Here is a 19,249-nt window from a genome sequence, read left to right as displayed (position 1 = left end):
AAATGTGAAATTGGGCGTTGGCGCGACGGTGCGGGCGTGGGGACGGGAGGCCGCGCCGGTGGATTGCGGTGCGCTTTTCCGGGGGCAGGGAGCGCGCTGAGGTCGCCGGGCGGCCCGGTCTTGTTCAGCAGTGCGGTTGGTGCGGGTTATTCCTGCACCAGGGCGCCGTTTTCCCATTTGCCGCTGGTTTCCTGACCGCTGGCATAGCGCATTTTCCCCTCGCCCTGACGTTTGCCATCGCGGAACGTACCTTCGTAGGTGTCGCCGTTGGCGTAGGTTGCAATGCCTTGGCCCGAGATTTCGCCAGCTTTCCACGCGCCGGAATACTTGAAGCCATCGGGCATGGTGATCTCGCCTGTGCCCTCGCGCTGACCGGCGACAAACTGGCCTTTGTAAACAGTTCCATCGGGATAGGTGGCGGTGCCCTGACCGTGGCGCTGGCCGTCTTGCCATTCGCCTTCGTAGCGATAGCCATCGGCATAGGTCATGATGCCGAAGCCGTTGTTCTTCGCCTCTTTGAAGCCGCCCTCGTAGGTCAGGCCATTGGGATAGGTGGCGCGGCCCTGTCCGTCGATCACGCCGGCGCTCCAGTCGCCTTCATAGGTGGCGCCGTCGGGATAGATGATCTTGCCCAGCCCATCGGCCAGACCGCTGCGGAACTGCCCGGCATAAACCGAGCCATCGGGGTAGGTGACGCTGCCCTGACCTGCGATTTCGCCAGCAGACCAGTTGCCGGTGTAGAGATAGCCATCGGTGCCGGTGAACACGCCGTCGCCGTGGCGTTTGTCATCCTTGAAGGCCCCGACATAGGTGTCGCCGTTGGCATAGGTGACGGTGCCCTGACCCTCGCGGCGGCCGCCTGCCAGTGTGCCCTCGTAGACATCGCCATTGGGTTGGGTCAGCTTGCCGGTTCCGTTGATCTGCCCGTCTTTCCACAAGCCGGTATAGATCAGCCCGTCGGGCATGGTCAGCGTGCCCTGGCCTTCGCGGGCGCCGCGCTGAATCTGGCCTTCGTAGGTGGCGCCATCGGGATAGGTGATGCGGCCCAGCCCTTCCTTGACGCCATTGACCCAATCGCCTTCGTAGGTATAGCCGCCGGGCGATTGCATGGTGCCGCGCCCGTGGTGCATAGCGTTGCGGAAGCCGCCTTCGTAGCGGACGTCATTGGCATAGACCGCCACGCCTTGCCCGGTGATTTTACCCTCGGACCAGTCGCCCTCATAGGTGCCGCCATCGGTGAAGACGATCTTGCCGACGCCTTCGGGTTTGCCCTTGGCGAATTCGCCCTCATAGACCGAACCATTGGGGAAGCGGGCCACGCCGTGACCTTTGATTTCGCCATCGACCCATTGGCCGGTATATTCATACCCGTTCGGCAGCCGGTAGGTGCCGGTGCCGTGTTGCAGGCCATTGAGGAACGTCCCCTCGTAGACGCCGCCATCGTCATATTGCTTGGTCTGGACCTGGCTGTCTTGCGCCTGTGCGCCCACGCCGAGCATCAGCCCGGCGAGCAGGGTTGCCGTGAATGTATTGCGCATCTGTGCCATGTCCGCCCTTGAGCCCCTGTTTGTTTCCCGAGTGAAACTGCCGGAAATCTAGTGGACACACGGCAGGGTGACAACGGGTTTCCGGTCAATTCGGCTTTCCCTTGCCGGTCGATCTGCTAAATCGGACGGGTGAACACCATCAGGGGGCACCACATTGGCCGACAGATTTCGCCTGACGCTTGCACAGCTTAACCCGATTGTCGGGGATTTGGCCGCCAATGCCGCCGCGGCGCGCGACGCTTGGGAGCAGGCCCGCGAGGCCGGGGCCGATATGGTGGCGCTGCCCGAGATGTTCATCACCGGATACAACACGCAGGATCTGGTGATGAAGCCCGCGTTTCATCAGGCCGCGATCGAGGCGGTGGACGCGCTGGCGCAGGTCTGTGCCGATGGTCCCACGATGGGGATCGGCGGGCCGTGGGTGGAGGAGGGCAAGCTCTATAACGCCTATTTCATTCTGTCCGCTGGCAAGGTTATCAGCCGGGTGCTGAAGCATCATCTGCCGAACGAGACGGTGTTTGACGAGGTGCGGATTTTCGACAGCGGGCCGTTGGGTGGGCCGTATTCGGTCGGCAACACTCGGATCGGCAGCCCGATCTGCGAGGATGCCTGGCACGAGGATGTGGCCGAAACTCTGGCCGAAACCGGCGCCGAGTTTCTGCTGGTGCCCAACGGCAGCCCGTATTTCCGCAGCAAGTTGGAAGTGCGGCAGAATGTAATGGTGGCGCGGGTGATCGAGACCGGTTTGCCTTTGGTCTACCTGAATATGGTCGGCGGGCAGGATGATCAGGTGTTCGACGGCGGCTCGTTCGTGCTGAACCCCGGTGGGGCGTTGGCGGTGCAGTTGCCGGTGTTCGACGCGGTTGTGGCGCATGTGGATTTTGTGCGCGGGCCTGAGGGCTGGCACGCCGAGCCGGGCGAGATGGCGCATATCCCTGACATGCTGGAGCAGGATTACCGCTGCATGGTCGAGGCGCTGCGCGATTACATGGGCAAGACCGGGTTCAAGCAGGTACTTCTGGGGCTGTCGGGCGGGATCGACAGCGCGATTGTGGCGACGATTGCGGCGGATGCGCTGGGTGCGCAAAACGTGCGCTGCGTGATGTTGCCGTCGGAATATACCTCGCAGTCGTCATTGGATGACGCCAAAGAGGTGGCTGAAAACCTGGGCTGCCGCTATGATTTTGTGCCGATTGCCGAAGGTCGCGCCGCGATCACCAACACGCTGGCGCCTTTGTTTGAAGGCACGCAGGCCGGGCTGACCGAAGAAAACATTCAGTCGCGCCTGCGCGGGCTTCTGCTGATGGCGCTGTCGAATAAATTTGGCGAGATGCTGCTGACGACGGGCAATAAATCCGAGGTCGCGGTGGGCTATGCCACGATCTATGGCGATATGGCGGGCGGATATAACCCGATCAAGGACATGTACAAGACGCGGGTGTTTGCCGCCTGCCGCTGGCGCAATGAAAACCACCGCGACTGGATGGCCGGGCCTGCGGGCGTTGTGATCCCGCCACGGGTGATCGACAAACCGCCCAGTGCCGAACTGCGCCCCGATCAGAAGGACGAGGACAGCCTGCCCCCCTATGAGGTGCTGGATGCGATCCTGATGTTGCTGGTCGATGCCGAAGCAAGCGTGGCGGAATGCGTGGCGGCGGGGTTCGACCGCGAGACGGTGAAGCGGGTCGAGCACCTGCTGTATATCAGCGAGTACAAGCGGTTTCAGTCGGCACCGGGGGCACGGCTGAGCCCGCGCGCGTTCTGGCTGGATCGACGCTATCCGATTGTGAACCGCTGGCGCGATCCGTCTTAGGGCGGAAAGCGACCAATGGGTCGCGTCTGAGCATGCCGGGCACGGCGACAGGGCGCATGTGATCTTACCCAACTCAGGTGAGTCGCATGATAGCCGTCCACTCCATCCCAGATGCCTTTTCCGTCGAAGAATGTGCCCGCATCGTCGCCGTGGCCAACGGGACCCCCGCGCGCGAGGCGCGGCTGCTGCGGCAGGCGCGCGATCACAACCTGCGCCGGGCCGAGCTGGTCTGGCTGGATGAGGTGCCGGAAACGGGTTGGGTGATGGACCGGATCATTGATCTGGTGCGCGTGGCGAACCGCGCGACGTTTGGCTTTGACCTGAGCGAATTTGCCGAAAGCCCGCAGGTTGCGCGCTATGGGGCCGAGCGGGAAGGCCATTTCGACTGGCATTCCGATGTCGGCGAGGGGCTGCTGGCGGGCAAACGCAAGCTGACGATGGTTGTGCAGTTGACCCAGCCCGAGGCCTATGAGGGTGGTGGGCTGGAGGTGCAGCCAAGCGCCCATATCACCACCGCTGATCGCACGCTGGGCTGTGCGACGCTATTCCCCAGCTATCTGCTGCACCGGGTGACGCCTGTCACCGACGGGGTGCGTCATTCGCTGACGATCTGGGCGCACGGTCCCGCCTTTCGCTGAGCCTGACCCGGCGGTGCCGCTGCGCGGCGCTTTATTGTTTTGGCCCTGCGGGCCGATGCCTGCGGCGCGAGTATTTCAGTCAGAAAGAAACTCAGAGAGCGCTTTGGCTTCTTTCTGAGAAAAATACTCGCGCCGCAGGCATTAATATTCTTGTCACCGATCGAGCATCAACTGGTAGCTGGAGGGGGTGTATTGGAACCCGTCGCCCTGTGTTTCGACATATCCCAGCGCCGGGAAGGGCATGTGGTAGCCGATGAACGGGGTTTTGTCGGCGGCCAGCATGGACAGCAGGCGGCGCCGGGTCGCGGCGGCGGTGGTTTTGTCCTGGTCGAAGGAGACCTCCCAGTCAGGGTGGGCCAGCGACCAGACATAGTGGTTGGCGAAGTCGGCGCCGAGTAGGAGCTGTTCGCCGTCGCTGTCGAGCATATAGGCCATGTGGCCCGGTGTGTGGCCGAAGGCGGCGATTGCGGTGATCCCCGAGGTCGGGCTGTGGCCGTCGTCGATCATGGTCATGTTTTCGGCCAGCGGGCGGACGTTGGTGTTGAACCCGTCATTTCCGGTCTTGTCCCAGGCGTTGAACTCGGTCGCGCCGGTGACATAGCGGGCATTGGCAAAGGTGGGGCTGCCGTTGTTCATCAGCCCGCCGATATGGTCGCCGTGCATGTGGGTCAGCACGACCACGTCGATCTGATCGGGGCTGTAGCCAGCAGCGGCCAGCGCGTCGGTGATGCCTGCGGCATTCAGGCCGGTGTCGAACAGCACCAGTTCGGTGCCGGTATTGACCACGGTTGGCGTGAAGAAGAACTGCGCCTTGTCGGTGGGGATATTCGCGGCGGCCGAGGCGGCGGCGAAGTCGGCATCACTGGCGTTCAGGCCGAATATCTTGTGCGGGTCGGGCACGGTGCGGGTTCCGGCCAGCAGGGCGGTCACCTCGAACGCGCCGAGTTTGATGCGGTTGAAGCGGGTTGTGCTGCTGCCCAGCATCGGGGCGGCGGCGGTGGCTTTGTGCGCAGCGATCGTCAGTGGCAGGGCGGCGGCCCCCAAAAGGGCGGTGCGGCGGGTCAGGAAGGGCGTTGCAAGCATGGGTGGTCCTTCTTCAGCGTGGCAGGGTAAGGCAGAGGATAGCACAGCCCGCTTGTCTGGTACGCGGTGTCACGGGAACTTGATGTGGCGGTGGGTTTTGGCGCCAGTATGGCGCGTGGGACTGCGGGGATTTCTGGACAAATGCCCGCGCCTGTGACATGGGGCCAGCAACAGGAGATTGCTGATGACCACCACTCGTTTCGCCCCGTCGCCCACCGGATATATCCATGTTGGCAACCTGCGCACCGCGCTGATGAACTATCTGATCGCCCGCAAGAGCGGCGGGACGTTCATCTTGCGGATTGACGACACGGATCAGGAACGCTCGAAAGAGGAATATGTTGATCAGCTCAAGCGTGATCTGGAGTGGCTGGGGCTGCACTGGGACCGGGTTGAGCGGCAATCAGCGCGGTTGGATCGTTACGCGGCGGCGGCGGACCGTCTGCGCGAGATGGGGCGGTTTTACGAGTGTTTCGAAAGCCCGGTCGAGCTGGACCTGAAGCGCAAGAAGCAGCTGAACATGGGGCGCCCGCCGGTCTATGACCGGGCGGCTTTGGCGCTGTCGGACGCCGAGAAAGATGCGCTGCGGGCTGAGCGCGGCGGATATTGGCGTTTCCGGCTGGATCACGAGCGGATCGAGTGGAATGATGGTATTCTGGGTGATATCTCGATTGATGCGGCCAGCGTGTCGGACCCGGTGCTGATCCGGGCGGACGGGCAGGTTCTGTACACGATTGCCAGCGTGGTGGATGACACCGAAATGGGCGTGACTCATGTGGTGCGCGGGTCGGATCACGTGACCAATACCGCGACGCAGATTCAGATCATCCGGGCGCTGGGCGGGGCTGTGCCCGAGTTCGCGCATCATTCGCTGCTGACCGGGCCGCAGGGCGAGGCGCTGTCGAAGCGGCTGGGCGTGCTGGCGATCAAGGATCTGCGCGAGCAGGGCGTGGAGCCGATGGCGCTGCTGAGCCTGATGGCGCGGTTGGGATCGGCCGATCCGGTTGAACTGCGCACGTCGATGGACGAGCTGATCGAGGGGTTTGACATCACCCGCTTTGGCGCCGCCCCGACCAAGTTTGACGAACAAGATCTGTTCCCGCTGACCGCGCATCATCTGCAGGGGCTGCCGCTGTCGGCGGTGGCGGATGAGATTGCGGCGCTGGGCGTGCCCGACGCGCTGGCCGAGCAGTTCTGGACCGTGACGCGCGACAACATCACGGTGAAGGCTGATCTCAAGGGCTGGTGGGAGCTGTTCCGCGACGGCGCCGAGCCGCAGATTGCCGACGAGGATCGCGCGTTCATCGCGCAGGCGATGGCACTGCTGCCCGAAGGGCCGTTTGATGGCGAAACCTGGGGCAAGTGGACGGCGGCGGTGAAAGAGGCCACCGGGCGCAAGGGCAAGGGGCTGTTCATGCCGCTGCGTCTGGCGCTGACGGGGCAGGCGCACGGGCCGGACATGAGCTCGGTCATGCCGCTGTTGCAGGTGATCCGCGCGCGCGGCTGAAGTCTGGCTTGCCGAGGTCTGGCCTGCTGGGTTTTGCGTGTCATATGGGGCGACACGAAACGCCGCGCGGGAGGAACGTGCGGCGTTTTCGAGTCTTCGGGCCTGACAAACGCACAGAAGCGTTAACCTTAATGCGGTCTTAAATGCGGCCTGTGCGGGGCGCTAGCTGGGCCAGCGGTGCGTGTAATCGAGGCTTTCGCGCTCTTGCGGCAGGGTCAGTGCGTTTTCAGCATAGGCACGGGCGATTTTGGTCATGTCTTTGGCTGCGGCGGCAAGGTCTGTATCGGCGCAGCCTTGCAGCTCTGTCAGGGCTTTGAGCAGGCGGCGGACGACCTCGATCTGACCCGCGCCGTCACGGGCAGGCGCTGCGAAGGCGGCGGAGATCAGTGTCGAGGCGGGCAGCTCGGGCACAAAAACGGTGGGATGGGCGATCTCTGGCGAGGCGGGCATTGGGGTTTGCGCCCATTCCCACAAAAGCCGTTCGGTGCGGGCAATCGCCTCGATCGCGGTGCCGGGGTCGTTGACACCGGACGACAGCGCACGGGAGGCGATTTCGGACAGGGTCAGCAGGCCCAGCCCGGCATCCTGTTCAAAGCTGCGTTTGTCGCCGATCAAAAAAGCCTGCGCCATCCGGTCGACGGTGGCCGGGGACGGGGCGCCCGCAGCCAATGCCAACGGTTGGCCCTGCAGGACGCTTTGGCCGGGGCGGTGGTTGGCATAGATCTGCTGCCCCGGAGTTTCCGAACATGCGGCCAGTGCGGCAAGGTCGATCCATTGCAGATAGCCGGATTTCTGCGCAGGGATCGGTGTCAGATATTCGGGCAGCACGGTGTCGGTGGTCAACGGCACGCCTCCCAGCGCGGGGCGTTGGCGCAGGGCGGTCAACGCGGTGCGGGCGTGGGATTCAGTCAGGTCGAGCGTGGCGTCAAGGCTGCCCAGATCGCTGAGGTGGTCAATCCAGCGCAGCAGGGCGAGGATCACCAGCACCACCACCGCGATGGTGACCACCAACATTATGACCGCCGAGGAGGAGGCATAGGCCTGCGCCTTGAGCAGGATGATCGAGCTGAGCGCATAGACGAAGGCGCCGATAAAAACCGACAGGACGTTCTGGGTGGTCGTGTCATCCAGCAGCAGCCGATGTACGCGTGGCGTGGCCTGCGCGGCGGCGCTGAGATGGGCCGAAACCATGACATTGAGCGAAAAGGTCGAGACCGCCAGCATGGAGGAGGCCAGAATGGTAAGCACCGGCATCAGGCCTTCGAGGTCGAAACGGTCGGTCAGGGCGGGTGAAAGACTTGCCTCCAGCACCGTGCCCATCAGGGCCGATGTCAGAGACAGCACCGCAAAGGCCGAGACCCGCACCCAAAGCTTTCGTGACAGGCGGCGCAGGATTACCACAGGCCTTTCAAACATCGCGCGGACCCTATGAGGTCAGCGCGACGGGGGCGGCGCCGTGGCGGGCAAGCATGTCATCGACCAACGTGGTTTCCGCGGGGTCGAGGGGCTGGTGCCGGGGATAGTGCGGCGCGGCGCGGTCATCAAGGATCGGCGCGCTCCAGCCGTCGGTGGTGTCGAAGAAGCGGGCAACGCCCGCTTCGCCGAATTCGCGCAGGTACCCCTGAACCACCACATCAAGATAGCTGAGCAGAATCGGGTGGGCCATCGTGGGCGTGCCGTGTTTGCCGGGCGGGATCGAATAGATCGCGACGCGCGGCGGGAAGGGCAGCGGGTGGTCCGGCAGTTCGGTCAAATCGATGCGGTCATAGGCATGTTCGCGCGCGTCCAGCGCCCGCCAGTCGCCATTGGGCACCCCGGCGATCAACCCGTCGATCCGTGTGTCGGGGTCGGGCACAGCGGTCAGAAACGCCACCGGGCGCAGCGCAGTATGCCGCCAGACCCGCCGCCAACCACGGGCGCTGGCTTGGTGGGCATTGCCGTAATCGTGCGTGGCGCGGTTCACCAAAGAGCCGTAGCCGAAGAAAAATGCATCTGTCATGCAACTAAAATGGCCAGTGATTGATCCATATCAATCCCAAAAGAGGCCTGAGGGCTCATTTTCTTTGAATACTTGAGCCGGGAGGGTCCAGTCGCGTGCGTATTACCAAACGAACCAACATTGCCATTCGCATTTTGATGTTCTGCGCCGCCAATGACGGGCGGCTGGTGACCAAGTCAGAGATCGCCGTGTGTTGCAATTCGTCCGAAAACCATCTGGCGCAGGTGATCAATCAGCTGGGTCAGATGGGGTATCTGCATACCCAGCGCGGGCGCAATGGCGGTATCACGCTGGGGCGCCCGGCCGTGGATATTCAGATTGGCGCGGTGTTCCGCGCGCTCGAATCGTCGGTGCCGCTGGCGGAATGTTTTGCCGATGTCGATAACACCTGCCCGTTGGTCGATGCCTGCCGGTTGCGGTTGGCGATCGCTGACGCCGCCGAGGCGTTTTACGCGCATCTGGACGAAATCACGTTGGATGCACTGGTCTGCGGCAACGAGCGGTTGCTGGACATCATGTCGCCAATGGTCTGTCGGGTCTGAAAAACGACCTCTTGCCGTATGAAGGCGACTCGGCTAATCACGATTCAACAGATCGGGAGAACTGGGAAACCAGTGCCGAAGGAGCAACCGCCCCGGAAACTCTCAGGCCCAAGGACCGATCAGGGACAGACAACTCTGGAGAGAGGCGCCGCGTGCGTCCGCCGAAGGGATAACGATCTCAGGCGTCGGGACAGAGGGGGCATCATGGCGTGTTGCTGCGGCAGCAGGCAAAGATGCCGGAGTGGGGTCAGCAGGCTCGACCGGTTTGACAAGGACAGGGGGCCTCATGGCTGAATTGCTGCATCTGCCGCTGGACGAACTGCACCGCGAACTTGGGGGCAAAATGGTGCCCTTCGCCGGGTATGACATGCCGGTGCAATACCCCGCCGGGGTGATGAAGGAACATCTACACACACGCACCGCCGCCGGGCTGTTTGACGTCAGCCATATGGGGCAGGTGATCCTGCGCGCAGACAGCTTCAAGGCCGCCGCGCTGGCGCTGGAGGCGCTGGTGCCGGTGAATATCGCCGGTCTGGGTGTTGGGCGGCAGCGCTATGGGTTTTTCACCGATGATGCGGGCGGTATTCTGGATGATCTGATGCTGGCGAACCGGGGCGATCATGTTTTCGTCGTGGTGAATGCTGCGTGCAAAGAGGCCGATATCGCCCATTTGCGCGACAACCTGCCCGAGGACATCACAGTTGAGGTGATCGAGGATCGCGCGCTTCTGGCGTTGCAGGGCCCGTTGGCCGAGGATGTTCTGGCCGGGCTGAATGCCACGGTGCGGGAGATGCGGTTCATGGACGTGGCGACGGTTGAACTGGCCGGGGCGGAATGCTGGGTGTCGCGCTCGGGCTATACCGGCGAGGACGGGTTCGAGATTTCCGTGCCGGTGGGCGCGGTCGAGGATTTGGCCCGGGCGTTGCTGGCGGATGAGCGGGTTTTGCCGATCGGTCTGGGCGCGCGCGACAGCCTGCGTCTGGAGGGCGGATTGTGTCTGTACGGTCATGACATCGACACCGGCACCAGCCCGGTCGAGGCGGGGCTGACCTGGGCGATCCAGAAGATCCGCCGCACTGGGGGCGACCGCGCGGGTGGCTTTCCCGGCGCAACACGGGTGTTGTCCGAGCTTGAGGATGGCGCCGCGCGCCGCCGTGTCGGGCTGAAGCCCGAAGGCCGTGCGCCGATGCGCGAAGGCGTCGAACTTTATGCCGCTGAACAGGGGGGCGCGCCGGTTGGGCGTGTGACCTCGGGCGGGTTCGGCCCAAGCGTGGCCGGGCCGGTGGCAATGGGATACCTGCCGACCGCGCTGAGCGCGCCGGGCACAGTGGTATATGGCGAGGTGCGCGGTAAGCGCTTGCCGGTTTCGGTGGTAACGCTGCCATTCGTTCCGGCCAATTTCAAAAGATAAAACAAAGCCTTAAGCAAGAGGGACACAGAAATGAAATATACCGAAGATCATGAATGGCTGCGCATCGACGGCGATCTGGTGGTCGTGGGGATCACTGAACACGCCAGCACTGCGCTGGGCGATGTGGTGTTCGTGGAACTGCCCGAGGTTGGCACGATGGTGTCAAAGGGCGATGAGGTGGCGGTGATCGAAAGCGTCAAGGCGGCTTCGGATATCTCGGCGCCGCTGGACGGCGAGATTGTCGAGGTCAACGACGCGATCGAGGATACGCCCTCGCTGGTGAACGACGACCCGCTGGGGGCGGCGTGGTTCTTCAAGATCAAGATCGACGACATGGATGCGCTGGACGATTTCATGGACGAAGACGAATACAAAGACCTGATCGAGTGATCTGACCCATGGCCGTCTGCCGGATCGTTGCAAATATCGACACGCCCGATCCGGCAGGCTGCGCTGCGTTTTACCAACGCGTATTCGGGTTGGCGCCGGTGATGGATCACGGGTGGATCGTGACGCTTCAGGCCGAACAGGCCAAGGCGCCGGTGCAGCTTAGCCTGGCCGCCGAGGGCGGTTCGGCGCAGCCCGTCCCGGCCCTGTCAATCGAGGTGGATGATCTGGACGAGGTGCTGACGCGGCTGACCGAAATGGGCCAGCCGCCGACCTATGGCCCGGTCAAGGAACCCTGGGGCGTGCGGCGGCTGTTTGTGACAGACCCCGCCGGTACGCTGATCAACATACTATCCCATGCTGCGCCGGACGCAGCGGACCGAACCGGAGACTGAAATGCCGTTCAAGCCGACAGATTATCTGCCCTATGATTTTGCCAACCGCCGTCATATCGGCCCGTCCCCCTCCGAGATGGAGGCGATGCTGAAGGTGGTCGGCGCGCAGAGCCTGAGTGCGCTGATCGACGACACGCTGCCCGCCTCGATCCGTCAGGCCGAGCCGCTGGCGTTCGGCAAGCCGAAGTCCGAGCGCGAATTCCTGCATTTCATGCGCGGCGTGGCGAAGAAGAACAAGGTTCTGACCTCGCTGATCGGGCAGGGGTATCACGGCACGGTGACGCCGCCCGCGATCCAGCGCAACATTCTGGAAAACCCCGCGTGGTACACGGCCTATACGCCGTATCAGCCCGAGATTTCGCAGGGGCGGCTTGAGGCGCTTCTGAACTATCAGACGATGGTCAGCGACCTGACCGGGCTTGAGATTGCCAACGCCAGCCTGCTGGACGAGGCGACAGCCGCGGCCGAAGCCATGACCATGGCGCAGCGCGTCGCCAAGTCGAAGGCGATGGCGTTTTTCGTCGATGAAAACTGTCATCCGCAGAATATCGCGGTGATTCAGACCCGCGCGGCGCCTTTGGGCATCGAGGTGATCGTGGCCGCCCCCGAGGCGCTGGAGGCGGACAAGGTCTTTGCCGCCGTGTTCCAGTATCCGGGCACCCACGGCCACCTGACCGACTTCACCGCGCAGATGACGGCGCTGCACGACGCACAGGCGGTGGGCATTGTCATCGCCGACCCGATGGCGCTGTGCCTGCTGAAGGAACCCGGCGCGATGGGCGCGGATATCGCCGTGGGCTCGACCCAGCGGTTTGGCGTGCCCTTGGGCTATGGCGGGCCGCACGCGGCCTATATGGCGTGCCGCGATGGCTTCAAACGCGCGATGCCAGGGCGGTTGGTCGGCGTGTCGATCGATGCGCGCGGCAACCGGGCGTACCGGCTGAGCCTGCAAACCCGCGAGCAGCACATTCGCCGCGAAAAGGCCACCAGCAACGTCTGCACGGCGCAGGCCCTGCTGGCGGTAATGGCTTCGTTCTATGCAGTGTTTCATGGGCCCGAAGGGCTGCGCGCGATTGCGCAGCGGATCCACCGCAAGGCCGTACGGCTGGCACGCGGGCTGGAGGCGGCAGGGTTCACCATCGAGCCGAAAGCGTTTTTCGATACGATCACGGTCGAGGTCGGGCCGCTGCAACGCGCGGTCATGAAATCGGCGGTGGATGAGGGCGTGAACCTGCGCGCGGTCGGCACCACCCGTGTCGGCATCACGGTTGACGAAGTCACACGCCCCGAAACGATCGAAGCGGTCTGGCGCGCCTTCGGCATTGCCCGTCAGGACAGCGACCTGACTCCGGAATACCGCCTGCCTGACGCGCTGCTGCGGCAAAGCGATTTCCTGAGCCATGATGTGTTCCACATGAACCGCGCCGAGACCGAGATGATGCGCTATATGCGCCGCCTCGCTGACCGCGATCTGGCGCTGGACCGGGCGATGATCCCGCTGGGGTCCTGCACGATGAAGCTGAACTCGGCGGCGGAAATGATGCCGATCAGCTGGCCCGAACTGGCCGACCTGCACCCGTTTGTGCCGACCGATCAGGCGGCAGGCTATGCCGAGATGATCAGTGATCTGTCCGCGAAACTGTGCCAGATCACCGGCTATGCGGCGTTTTCAATGCAGCCCAACAGCGGCGCGCAGGGCGAATATGCCGGGCTGCTGACAATCGCCGCCTATCACAAGGCGCAGGGGCAGGGGCACCGCAACATCTGCCTGATCCCGGTCAGTGCGCACGGCACTAATCCGGCCAGCGCACAGATGGTCGGCTGGAAAGTGGTGCCGGTGAAAGCCGCGGAAAACGGCGATATCGACCTAGATGACTTTCGCGCCAAGGCCGAGAAATATGCCGACACGCTGGCAGGCTGCATGATCACCTATCCCTCGACCCACGGGGTGTTCGAGGAAACGGTGAAAGAGGTCTGCACCATCACCCACGCCCAAGGCGGGCAGGTCTATATCGACGGGGCCAATATGAATGCAATGGTCGGGTTGTCGCGCCCCGGCGATCTGGGCGGCGATGTCAGCCACCTGAACCTGCATAAAACTTTTGCCATCCCGCATGGCGGCGGCGGACCGGGCATGGGGCCAATCGGGGTCAAGGCGCACCTCGTTCCCTACCTGCCGGGGCATCCCGCCACGGGCGGCACCGAGGGGCCGGTCTCGGCTGCGCCCTATGGATCGGCGTCCATCCTGGCGATCTCCTGGGCGTATTGTCTGATGATGGGCGGCGATGGCCTGACACAGGCGACGCGGGTGGCAATCCTGAACGCCAACTACATCGCCAGCCGGTTGAAGGGCGCCTATCAGGTGCTGTACAACGGCCCGACGGGCCGCGTGGCGCACGAATGCATCCTCGATGTGCGCCCCTTCGCTGACAGCGCAGGCGTCACGGTGGACGATATCGCCAAACGGCTGATTGATTGCGGCTTCCACGCCCCAACCATGAGCTGGCCAGTGGCCGGCACCCTGATGGTCGAGCCGACAGAAAGCGAAACCAAGGCCGAACTGGACCGCTTCTGCGACGCGCTTCTGGCCATCCGCGCGGAAATCCGCGCCATCGAAGATGGCCAGATGGATGCCACAAATAATCCGCTGAAACATGCCCCCCACACGGTCGAGGATCTGGTGGGCGCCTGGGAACGCCCCTACAGCCGTGAACAGGGATGTTTCCCGCCGGGCGCCTTCCGGGTCGACAAATACTGGCCGCCGGTCAACCGCGTCGACAACGTCTGGGGCGACCGTCATCTGGTCTGCACCTGCCCGCCAATGTCAGACTATGCCGAGGCGGCAGAATAAGTCCCCAAGCCCTTTGACCGGAGTGTGCCCCCCTTACTTTCGGATGCCTCCGGCGGGAGTACTTGGGTCAGAAAGAAACACAAGGCAAGCGCTTCTTTCTGATGAAACTACTCCGGGGGAGCCGTTGGAAATCTTTGATTTTCAACGGTGAGGGCAGCGCCCCAATCCGCCCGCAGGGCTTACACCGTGCGCCGCAAGGCGCTCAATTGGGTTCGGTCAGAAACGCGAAACGGTCGCGCAGCTTTTCCCATGTCTCCTGATCCGGGGCGGCAAGAAGATAGCCTTCGGTGATTGATGTCTCATAGGGGCGGCCGTCCAGCATCTGCACAAACCCGCCTGCCTTCTGGCAGATCAGCACGCCTGCCGCGTGATCCCAGGGGTTGAGGATGCCTGAGAGGCAGAACTCAGCGCCGCCCTGCGCAATGGTGCGATATTCGTGGCACGAACACCGCAGCATCATCGTGCGGGCAAAATCCGGCAGGGTGGCAGCCATCGCGGCCTGTTTGTCCTTGGGCAGAAGATACAGGTGAATATACCCCGAGATATCGGCGAGCGCCCCGCCTGCGCTGACGGACAGGGGGCGCGGCGCGCTGTTTGCTCCGGCGATGGTGGTGGGGGTGGCGTCGTCCGCGACGATCCAGTCGTCCATGATCGCATCGTACAGCAGGCCAAAGACCGGGCGGCCAAACCGCGTAGCAGCAAGGATCACGCCAAACAGCGGCAATCCATGCGCGAAGTTCCATGTTCCATCCACCGGGTCGATGATGAAGGCCAGCTCGGCCTTTGCCGCTTTGGCGCGCAGGGCGGGGTTTTCGGCGGCGGCTTCTTCGCCCAGCACCATTGCGGTGGGAAACATCCGCAGGATGCCGCGTGCGATCATCGCCTCGGCGGCGGTATCCGCTTCGGTCACCAAGTCATGCGGGCCGGATTTAGTGTTGACCTGCGCCGCGCTCAGGTTGCGAAAGCGCGGCAGGATTTCGGTTTTGGCGGCGCGGCGGATCAGGTTGATCAGGCTGGTTTGTTGGGCCGGGCTGAGCGGGGTGATGGGCTGGGGCAGGGTTTCGGTCATCGGTCTCGGCTTGGTTTGAGGAATCGGGCCTGTTATGGGTCGCACTCGCCGCCCATGATTGCAACGCGCGTGGTCGCGGCGCTCAGTCGCGGGCGCGCATCATTTGAGCCGGGCGGGTGTTCAGCGCGCTGAGCGCAAAGCCCAGCCCCGCCAGCAATGTCGCCAGCACGCCCCCGGCCACGATGCCCAAGGCCGAGGGCCAGATCACCGCAAACCCGGTCTTCATCACGAAATGGCTGACGGCCCAGCCGCCCGCAATGCCAGCGGCCAGTGCCACCACGGCGGCGGCGGCCCCCAGAATCGCGGCGCGTAGTGCGAAACTGAACAGGATGTGCCCGCGCGTGGCCCCCAGCGTTTTCAGCAAGGCGGCCTCATATCCACGCGCGGGCGCCCCTGCCGCTGCCGCGCCGATCAGCACCAGAAATCCGGTCAGCAGTGTGGCCGCCGCGCCATAGGATGTGGCCGCCGCCAGCCCCGCCAGCATGGCCGACACACGGTCGATTGCATCGCGCACCCGGATCGCGGTGATGTTGGGAAATTGCTGTGACAGGTCGCGCAGGATCGCCGCCTCGGCCTGTGGTTCGGCATAGACCGTGGCGATAAAGCTGTGCGGCGCCCCCGCCAGCGCGTTGGCGTTCATCGCCAGGATAAAGCCCATCCCGGCGGTCGAAAAATCCACCTCGCGGAAGCTGGTGATGGTGCCAGTGATGTCGCGGCCAAGGATATTCACCGTCATTTCATCGCCAATGTGCAGCCCCATCTCGGCGGCCTCATCGGCGGCAAAGCTGATCTGTGGCGCGCCGCTGTATCCTTGGGGCCACCACGCCCCTGCGGTGATCTTGGTGGTGGCGGGCAGGGCATCGGCATAGGTCACGCCGCGATCACCGCGCAGCACCCAGTGATCGCCTGCCACCTCGCGCGCCGGTTTGCCGTTGATCCGGGTGATGACGCCGCGCAGCATCGGCGCGTGTTCCTCGCGGCTGACGGCGGGGTCGTTGGTCAGGCGCTCCAGAAAGCCGGGCATCTGATCCTTCTGGATATCGACAAAGAAATACGACGGCGCGACGCCCGGCAGATCGCGCGCGATGGCGCTGCGCAGATTGCCGTCGATCTGCCCCACGGCGGCCAGCACAGTCAGGCCAAGCCCCAGCGACAACACCACCGGCGTCGCCTCGTCCCGCGTGCCGCCGATTGCGGCCAGCGCCCAGTGCCACGCAGGGCGTCCGCGCGCAAAGGGCCGCGCTGCGCGGCTGAGGCGGCGGATCGCGAAGGCGGACAGCGCCAGCACTGCCAGCGCCGCCAGAATCCCGCCCGCCGTCCACAGCGTCAGCCGCCATGTGCCGGAAAACAGCACCGCAGCCCCCAGCAGCAGCGCCACCAGCGCCCCCGTCAGCGCCACATAGGGCAGCGGCGGCAGCGCCTTTGCCCCCGCCATCGCATCGCGGAACAGGGTGGCGGCACGCACCTGCCCGGTGCGGGCCAGCGGCCAGAGCGTAAAGATCAGCGCGGTCAGCAGGCCGTAAATCGCGGCCTCGGCCAAGGGGGCTGCGTGCAGGGTAAAGACCGCAGGCACCGGCAGTTGCGCCTCGATCAGGGGGCCAAGCAGCACCGGCACGGCACCGCCCAGGATCAGCCCCATCGTGATCCCCAGCAGCGACAGCGCGCCGATTTGCAGGAAATACATCTGAAAGATCGTGCGCTGATCGGCGCCAAGGCTGCGCAGGGTGGCGATCACCTCGGTCTTGCCCGCCAGATAGGCGCGCACTGCAGCCGACACACCAACGCCGCCTACCGCCAGCCCCGACAGGCCGACCAGCACCAGAAACGCGCCGATGCGTTCGACAAAGGCGGCGATCCCCGGCGCGCCGTTACGCGCGTCACGCCAGCGCAGGCCGGTGTCTTCGAACCGGGCCATCGCGTCTTGCTTGAGCGGCTCAAGCGCTGTGCCGGGCGGCAGATTCAGCCGGTATTTGGTGGAATAAAGCGTGCCGGGCGCCAGCAGCCCCGAAGTTTCCAGCGCCGCTGTTGCCACAATCGTGCGCGGCCCAAGGCCAAACCCCGCGCCCGCATTGTCGGGCTCGTTGTCCAGCGCGGCCATCAGGCGGAAGCTTTGGGTTCCAAGCTGAAATGTGTCGCCAAGTGCCAGACCCATCTGTGCGATCAGCAGCGGCTCCATTACCGCGCCGGGCAGATCCCCGGCCCCGGCCAGCGCCTGCGACAGGGGCATGTCGGGGGACAGCTTTACACTGCCGACAAGAGGATAGGCCGCATCGACCGCTTTCACCTGCGTCAGGCTGCGGGTGTCGCCCACCACGGCCATCGACCGGAAATCGGCCACCTCGGACAGCGCCACCGCGTTGGATTGCATCCACGCGCGTTCCTCGGCGCTGGCGAAGCGATAGGTGAACTCCATCTCGGCATCGCCACCCAGAAGTGCGGCGCCTTCGCGCGCCAACCCGGCCTCGATCCCGGCGCGGACCGATCCGACGGCGGCAATTGCCGCCACGCCCAGCGTCAGACAGGCCAGAAAGATGCGAAAGCCGCGCAGGCCCCCGCGCAGCTCGCGCCGGGCAAAGCGCGCGGCGATGCGCAGGCTCATTGTGCGGCCTCGGTCAGCCCATTCGCCATCTCGTCAATCCGCCCGTCGCGCAGATGCACCACCCGGTCGCAGCGCGACGCCAGTTCGGGCGCGTGGGTGACCAAAACCAGCGTCGCGCCGTGGCGATCGCGCAGCCCGAACAGCAGCTCGATGATCGCAGCCCCATTAGCCCCGTCCAGATTGCCGGTGGGCTCGTCCGCCAGCAGGATCGCCGGGCGCGGGGCCGAGGCGCGCGCCAGCGCCACGCGCTGTTGCTCGCCGCCCGACATCTGCGAAGGGTAGTGATCGGCGCGATCCGCCAGCCCAACGGCCTGCAATTCGGCGCGGGCGCGGTCAAAGGCATCGCGGTGCCCGGCCAGTTCCAGCGGTGTGGCGACATTTTCCAGCGCGGTCATCGTCGGGATCAGGTGGAAAGACTGAAACACGATCCCCATATTGCCTCTGCGAAAGCGCGCAAGCTGATCCTCGGACATCGTGGTCAGGTCCTGCCCCAGCGCATTCACATGACCGCCCGTGGCGCGCTCCAGCCCGCCCATCAACATAAGGAGCGATGATTTGCCTGACCCCGAAGGCCCCACCAGCCCCAGTGTTTCACCGCGCTGGACATCCAGCGTAATGCCGTGGAGGATTTCAACACGCCCCGCGTTGCCCTCCAGCGACAGGGTGGCGTCGGTCAGGGAAAGGACGGGATCACTCATGCGTATCGGCCTGTATCTCAAGGGTTTTATGACATATGGGGGCTTGGCGCTCAGGGGCAAGGCCTTGGCCCTGCTTCTTGTGGCCACACCCGCGCTGGCCGAGCCCCTGACGATCGCCGCCTTTGGCGACAGCCTGACGCAGGGCTATGGGCTGATCGAGCAGGAGGGCTTTGTGCCACAGCTGCGCCTATGGCTGGCCGAACATGGGGACGAACTCGGCACCGAGGTGACGGTGATCAACGCGGGCGTGTCGGGCGATACCACGGCGGGCGGGCTGGCGCGGGTCGACTGGACCCTGACCCCCGACGTGGGCGCGATGATCGTGGCACTGGGCGGCAATGACCTGTTGCGCGGCATTGATCCGGCCCAAAGCCGCGCCAACATGCGCGGAATTCTTCAGGCGGCACAGGCGCATGGCGTGCAGGTTCTGCTGATCGGGATGCAGGCACCGGGCAATTACGGCCCTGCCTATAAGGCCGAATTCGATGCGATCTGGCCCGAGCTTTCAGCCGAGTTCGACACGCTGTATGTGGACAGCTTTTTCGCCGGTCTGGGCGGCGCCGATCCCGCCGGGCTGCGCGATCTGTTTCAGGCCGATGGCATCCACCCCAACGCCGAAGGCGTGCGCCGGATCGTGGCCGCGCTGGGGCCAGAGGTGCAGGCCCTGATCAAGAAAACCCGCTGATCGCCGCTTGGCCGGGCAGGCACGT

Annotated in this window: 16 protein-coding genes and 1 riboswitch; of the genes, 9 read left to right on the top strand and 7 right to left on the bottom strand. The window is 64.4% G+C overall.

What is annotated here, in order from left to right; genetic code table 11:
- Nucleotides 1–146 precede the first annotated feature (146 nt).
- Nucleotides 147–1,538 (bottom strand): MORN repeat-containing protein, encoded by a 1,392-nt coding sequence (locus BSF79_RS03430; protein ID WP_245776304.1) that lies wholly within the window; start codon nt 1,536–1,538, stop codon nt 147–149.
- A gap of 163 nt (nt 1,539–1,701) precedes the next feature.
- Between BSF79_RS03430 and BSF79_RS03425 the strand changes: the two genes are divergently transcribed.
- Together BSF79_RS03425 and BSF79_RS03420 are read left to right on the top strand one after the other, a co-directional pair.
- Nucleotides 1,702–3,360, top strand: coding sequence for an NAD+ synthase (locus BSF79_RS03425; protein ID WP_090268319.1), 1,659 nt, complete (start codon nt 1,702–1,704; stop codon nt 3,358–3,360).
- Nucleotides 3,361–3,446: 86 nt separating this feature from the next.
- A complete protein-coding gene (locus BSF79_RS03420; protein WP_090268317.1) occupies nt 3,447–3,998 on the top strand; it encodes a 2OG-Fe(II) oxygenase in 552 nt (183 codons plus the stop codon).
- Between the two features lie 153 nt (nt 3,999–4,151).
- On the opposite strand, the gene BSF79_RS03415 is transcribed toward BSF79_RS03420, so the two are convergent.
- Entirely contained in the window at nt 4,152–5,081 is a 930-nt protein-coding gene (locus BSF79_RS03415; protein WP_090268315.1) for an MBL fold metallo-hydrolase, read from the bottom strand.
- A gap of 184 nt (nt 5,082–5,265) precedes the next feature.
- Here BSF79_RS03415 and gltX point away from each other — a divergent pair, with 184 nt between their 5' ends.
- A complete protein-coding gene (gltX, locus tag BSF79_RS03410) occupies nt 5,266–6,588 on the top strand; it encodes a glutamate--tRNA ligase (RefSeq protein ID WP_090268702.1) in 1,323 nt (440 codons plus the stop codon).
- A gap of 162 nt (nt 6,589–6,750) precedes the next feature.
- Here gltX and BSF79_RS03405 read toward each other — a convergent pair whose 3' ends face one another.
- Both BSF79_RS03405 and BSF79_RS03400 read right to left on the bottom strand, forming a co-directional pair.
- Nucleotides 6,751–8,004, bottom strand: coding sequence for a DUF2254 domain-containing protein (locus BSF79_RS03405; protein ID WP_090268313.1), 1,254 nt, complete (start codon nt 8,002–8,004; stop codon nt 6,751–6,753).
- Nucleotides 8,005–8,014: 10 nt separating this feature from the next.
- Entirely contained in the window at nt 8,015–8,587 is a 573-nt protein-coding gene (locus BSF79_RS03400) for a gamma-glutamylcyclotransferase family protein (protein WP_090268312.1), read from the bottom strand.
- A 95-nt stretch (nt 8,588–8,682) separates the two neighbouring features.
- Here BSF79_RS03400 and BSF79_RS03395 point away from each other — a divergent pair, with 95 nt between their 5' ends.
- From BSF79_RS03395 to gcvP, 5 genes are all read left to right on the top strand, one after another.
- The gene (locus tag BSF79_RS03395) at nt 8,683–9,129 is read left to right on the top strand and encodes an RrF2 family transcriptional regulator (RefSeq protein ID WP_090268310.1); all 447 of its coding nucleotides are present in this window, start codon (nt 8,683–8,685) and stop codon (nt 9,127–9,129) included.
- 43 nt (nt 9,130–9,172) lie between these two features.
- Nucleotides 9,173–9,257: riboswitch (glycine riboswitch) on the top strand.
- A gap of 158 nt (nt 9,258–9,415) precedes the next feature.
- A complete protein-coding gene (gene gcvT / locus BSF79_RS03390) occupies nt 9,416–10,540 on the top strand; it encodes a glycine cleavage system aminomethyltransferase GcvT (RefSeq protein WP_090268308.1) in 1,125 nt (374 codons plus the stop codon).
- 30 nt (nt 10,541–10,570) lie between these two features.
- A complete protein-coding gene (gcvH, locus tag BSF79_RS03385; protein WP_090268306.1) occupies nt 10,571–10,930 on the top strand; it encodes a glycine cleavage system protein GcvH in 360 nt (119 codons plus the stop codon).
- Nucleotides 10,931–10,938: 8 nt separating this feature from the next.
- On the top strand, nt 10,939–11,322 hold the full coding sequence (locus tag BSF79_RS03380) for a VOC family protein (RefSeq protein ID WP_090268304.1): 384 nt from the start codon (nt 10,939–10,941) through the stop codon (nt 11,320–11,322).
- 1 nt (nt 11,323) lies between these two features.
- Nucleotides 11,324–14,173 (top strand): aminomethyl-transferring glycine dehydrogenase, encoded by a 2,850-nt coding sequence (gene gcvP, locus BSF79_RS03375; RefSeq protein WP_090268701.1) that lies wholly within the window; start codon nt 11,324–11,326, stop codon nt 14,171–14,173.
- Between the two features lie 202 nt (nt 14,174–14,375).
- Here gcvP and BSF79_RS03370 read toward each other — a convergent pair whose 3' ends face one another.
- The 3 genes from BSF79_RS03370 to BSF79_RS03360 all read right to left on the bottom strand — a co-directional run bounded on the left by BSF79_RS03370 (nt 14,376) and on the right by BSF79_RS03360 (nt 18,539).
- Nucleotides 14,376–15,242 carry an inositol monophosphatase family protein gene (locus BSF79_RS03370; RefSeq protein WP_090268302.1) on the bottom strand — a complete coding sequence of 289 codons (867 nt, stop codon included), beginning with the start codon at nt 15,240–15,242 and terminating at the stop codon, nt 14,376–14,378.
- Between the two features lie 82 nt (nt 15,243–15,324).
- Nucleotides 15,325–17,841, bottom strand: coding sequence for an ABC transporter permease (locus tag BSF79_RS03365; protein WP_090268300.1), 2,517 nt, complete (start codon nt 17,839–17,841; stop codon nt 15,325–15,327).
- Nucleotides 17,838–18,539, bottom strand: coding sequence for an ABC transporter ATP-binding protein (locus BSF79_RS03360; protein WP_090268298.1), 702 nt, complete (start codon nt 18,537–18,539; stop codon nt 17,838–17,840). Before BSF79_RS03360 ends, BSF79_RS03365 begins: the two co-directional genes overlap by 4 nt.
- Between BSF79_RS03360 and BSF79_RS03355 the strand changes: the two genes are divergently transcribed.
- Nucleotides 18,538–19,224, top strand: coding sequence for an arylesterase (locus BSF79_RS03355; RefSeq protein WP_090268297.1), 687 nt, complete (start codon nt 18,538–18,540; stop codon nt 19,222–19,224). The two genes, BSF79_RS03360 and BSF79_RS03355, sit on opposite strands and share 2 nt — an antisense overlap.
- Nucleotides 19,225–19,249: the final 25 nt, after the last annotated feature.

It is taken from the genome of Thalassovita taeanensis (assembly GCF_900110775.1).
Classification (GTDB): Bacteria; Pseudomonadota; Alphaproteobacteria; order Rhodobacterales; family Rhodobacteraceae; genus Litorimicrobium; species Litorimicrobium taeanense.
The sequence above is the reverse complement of the archived record's forward strand: the minus strand, read 5'-3'. Positions and strand labels throughout refer to the sequence as shown.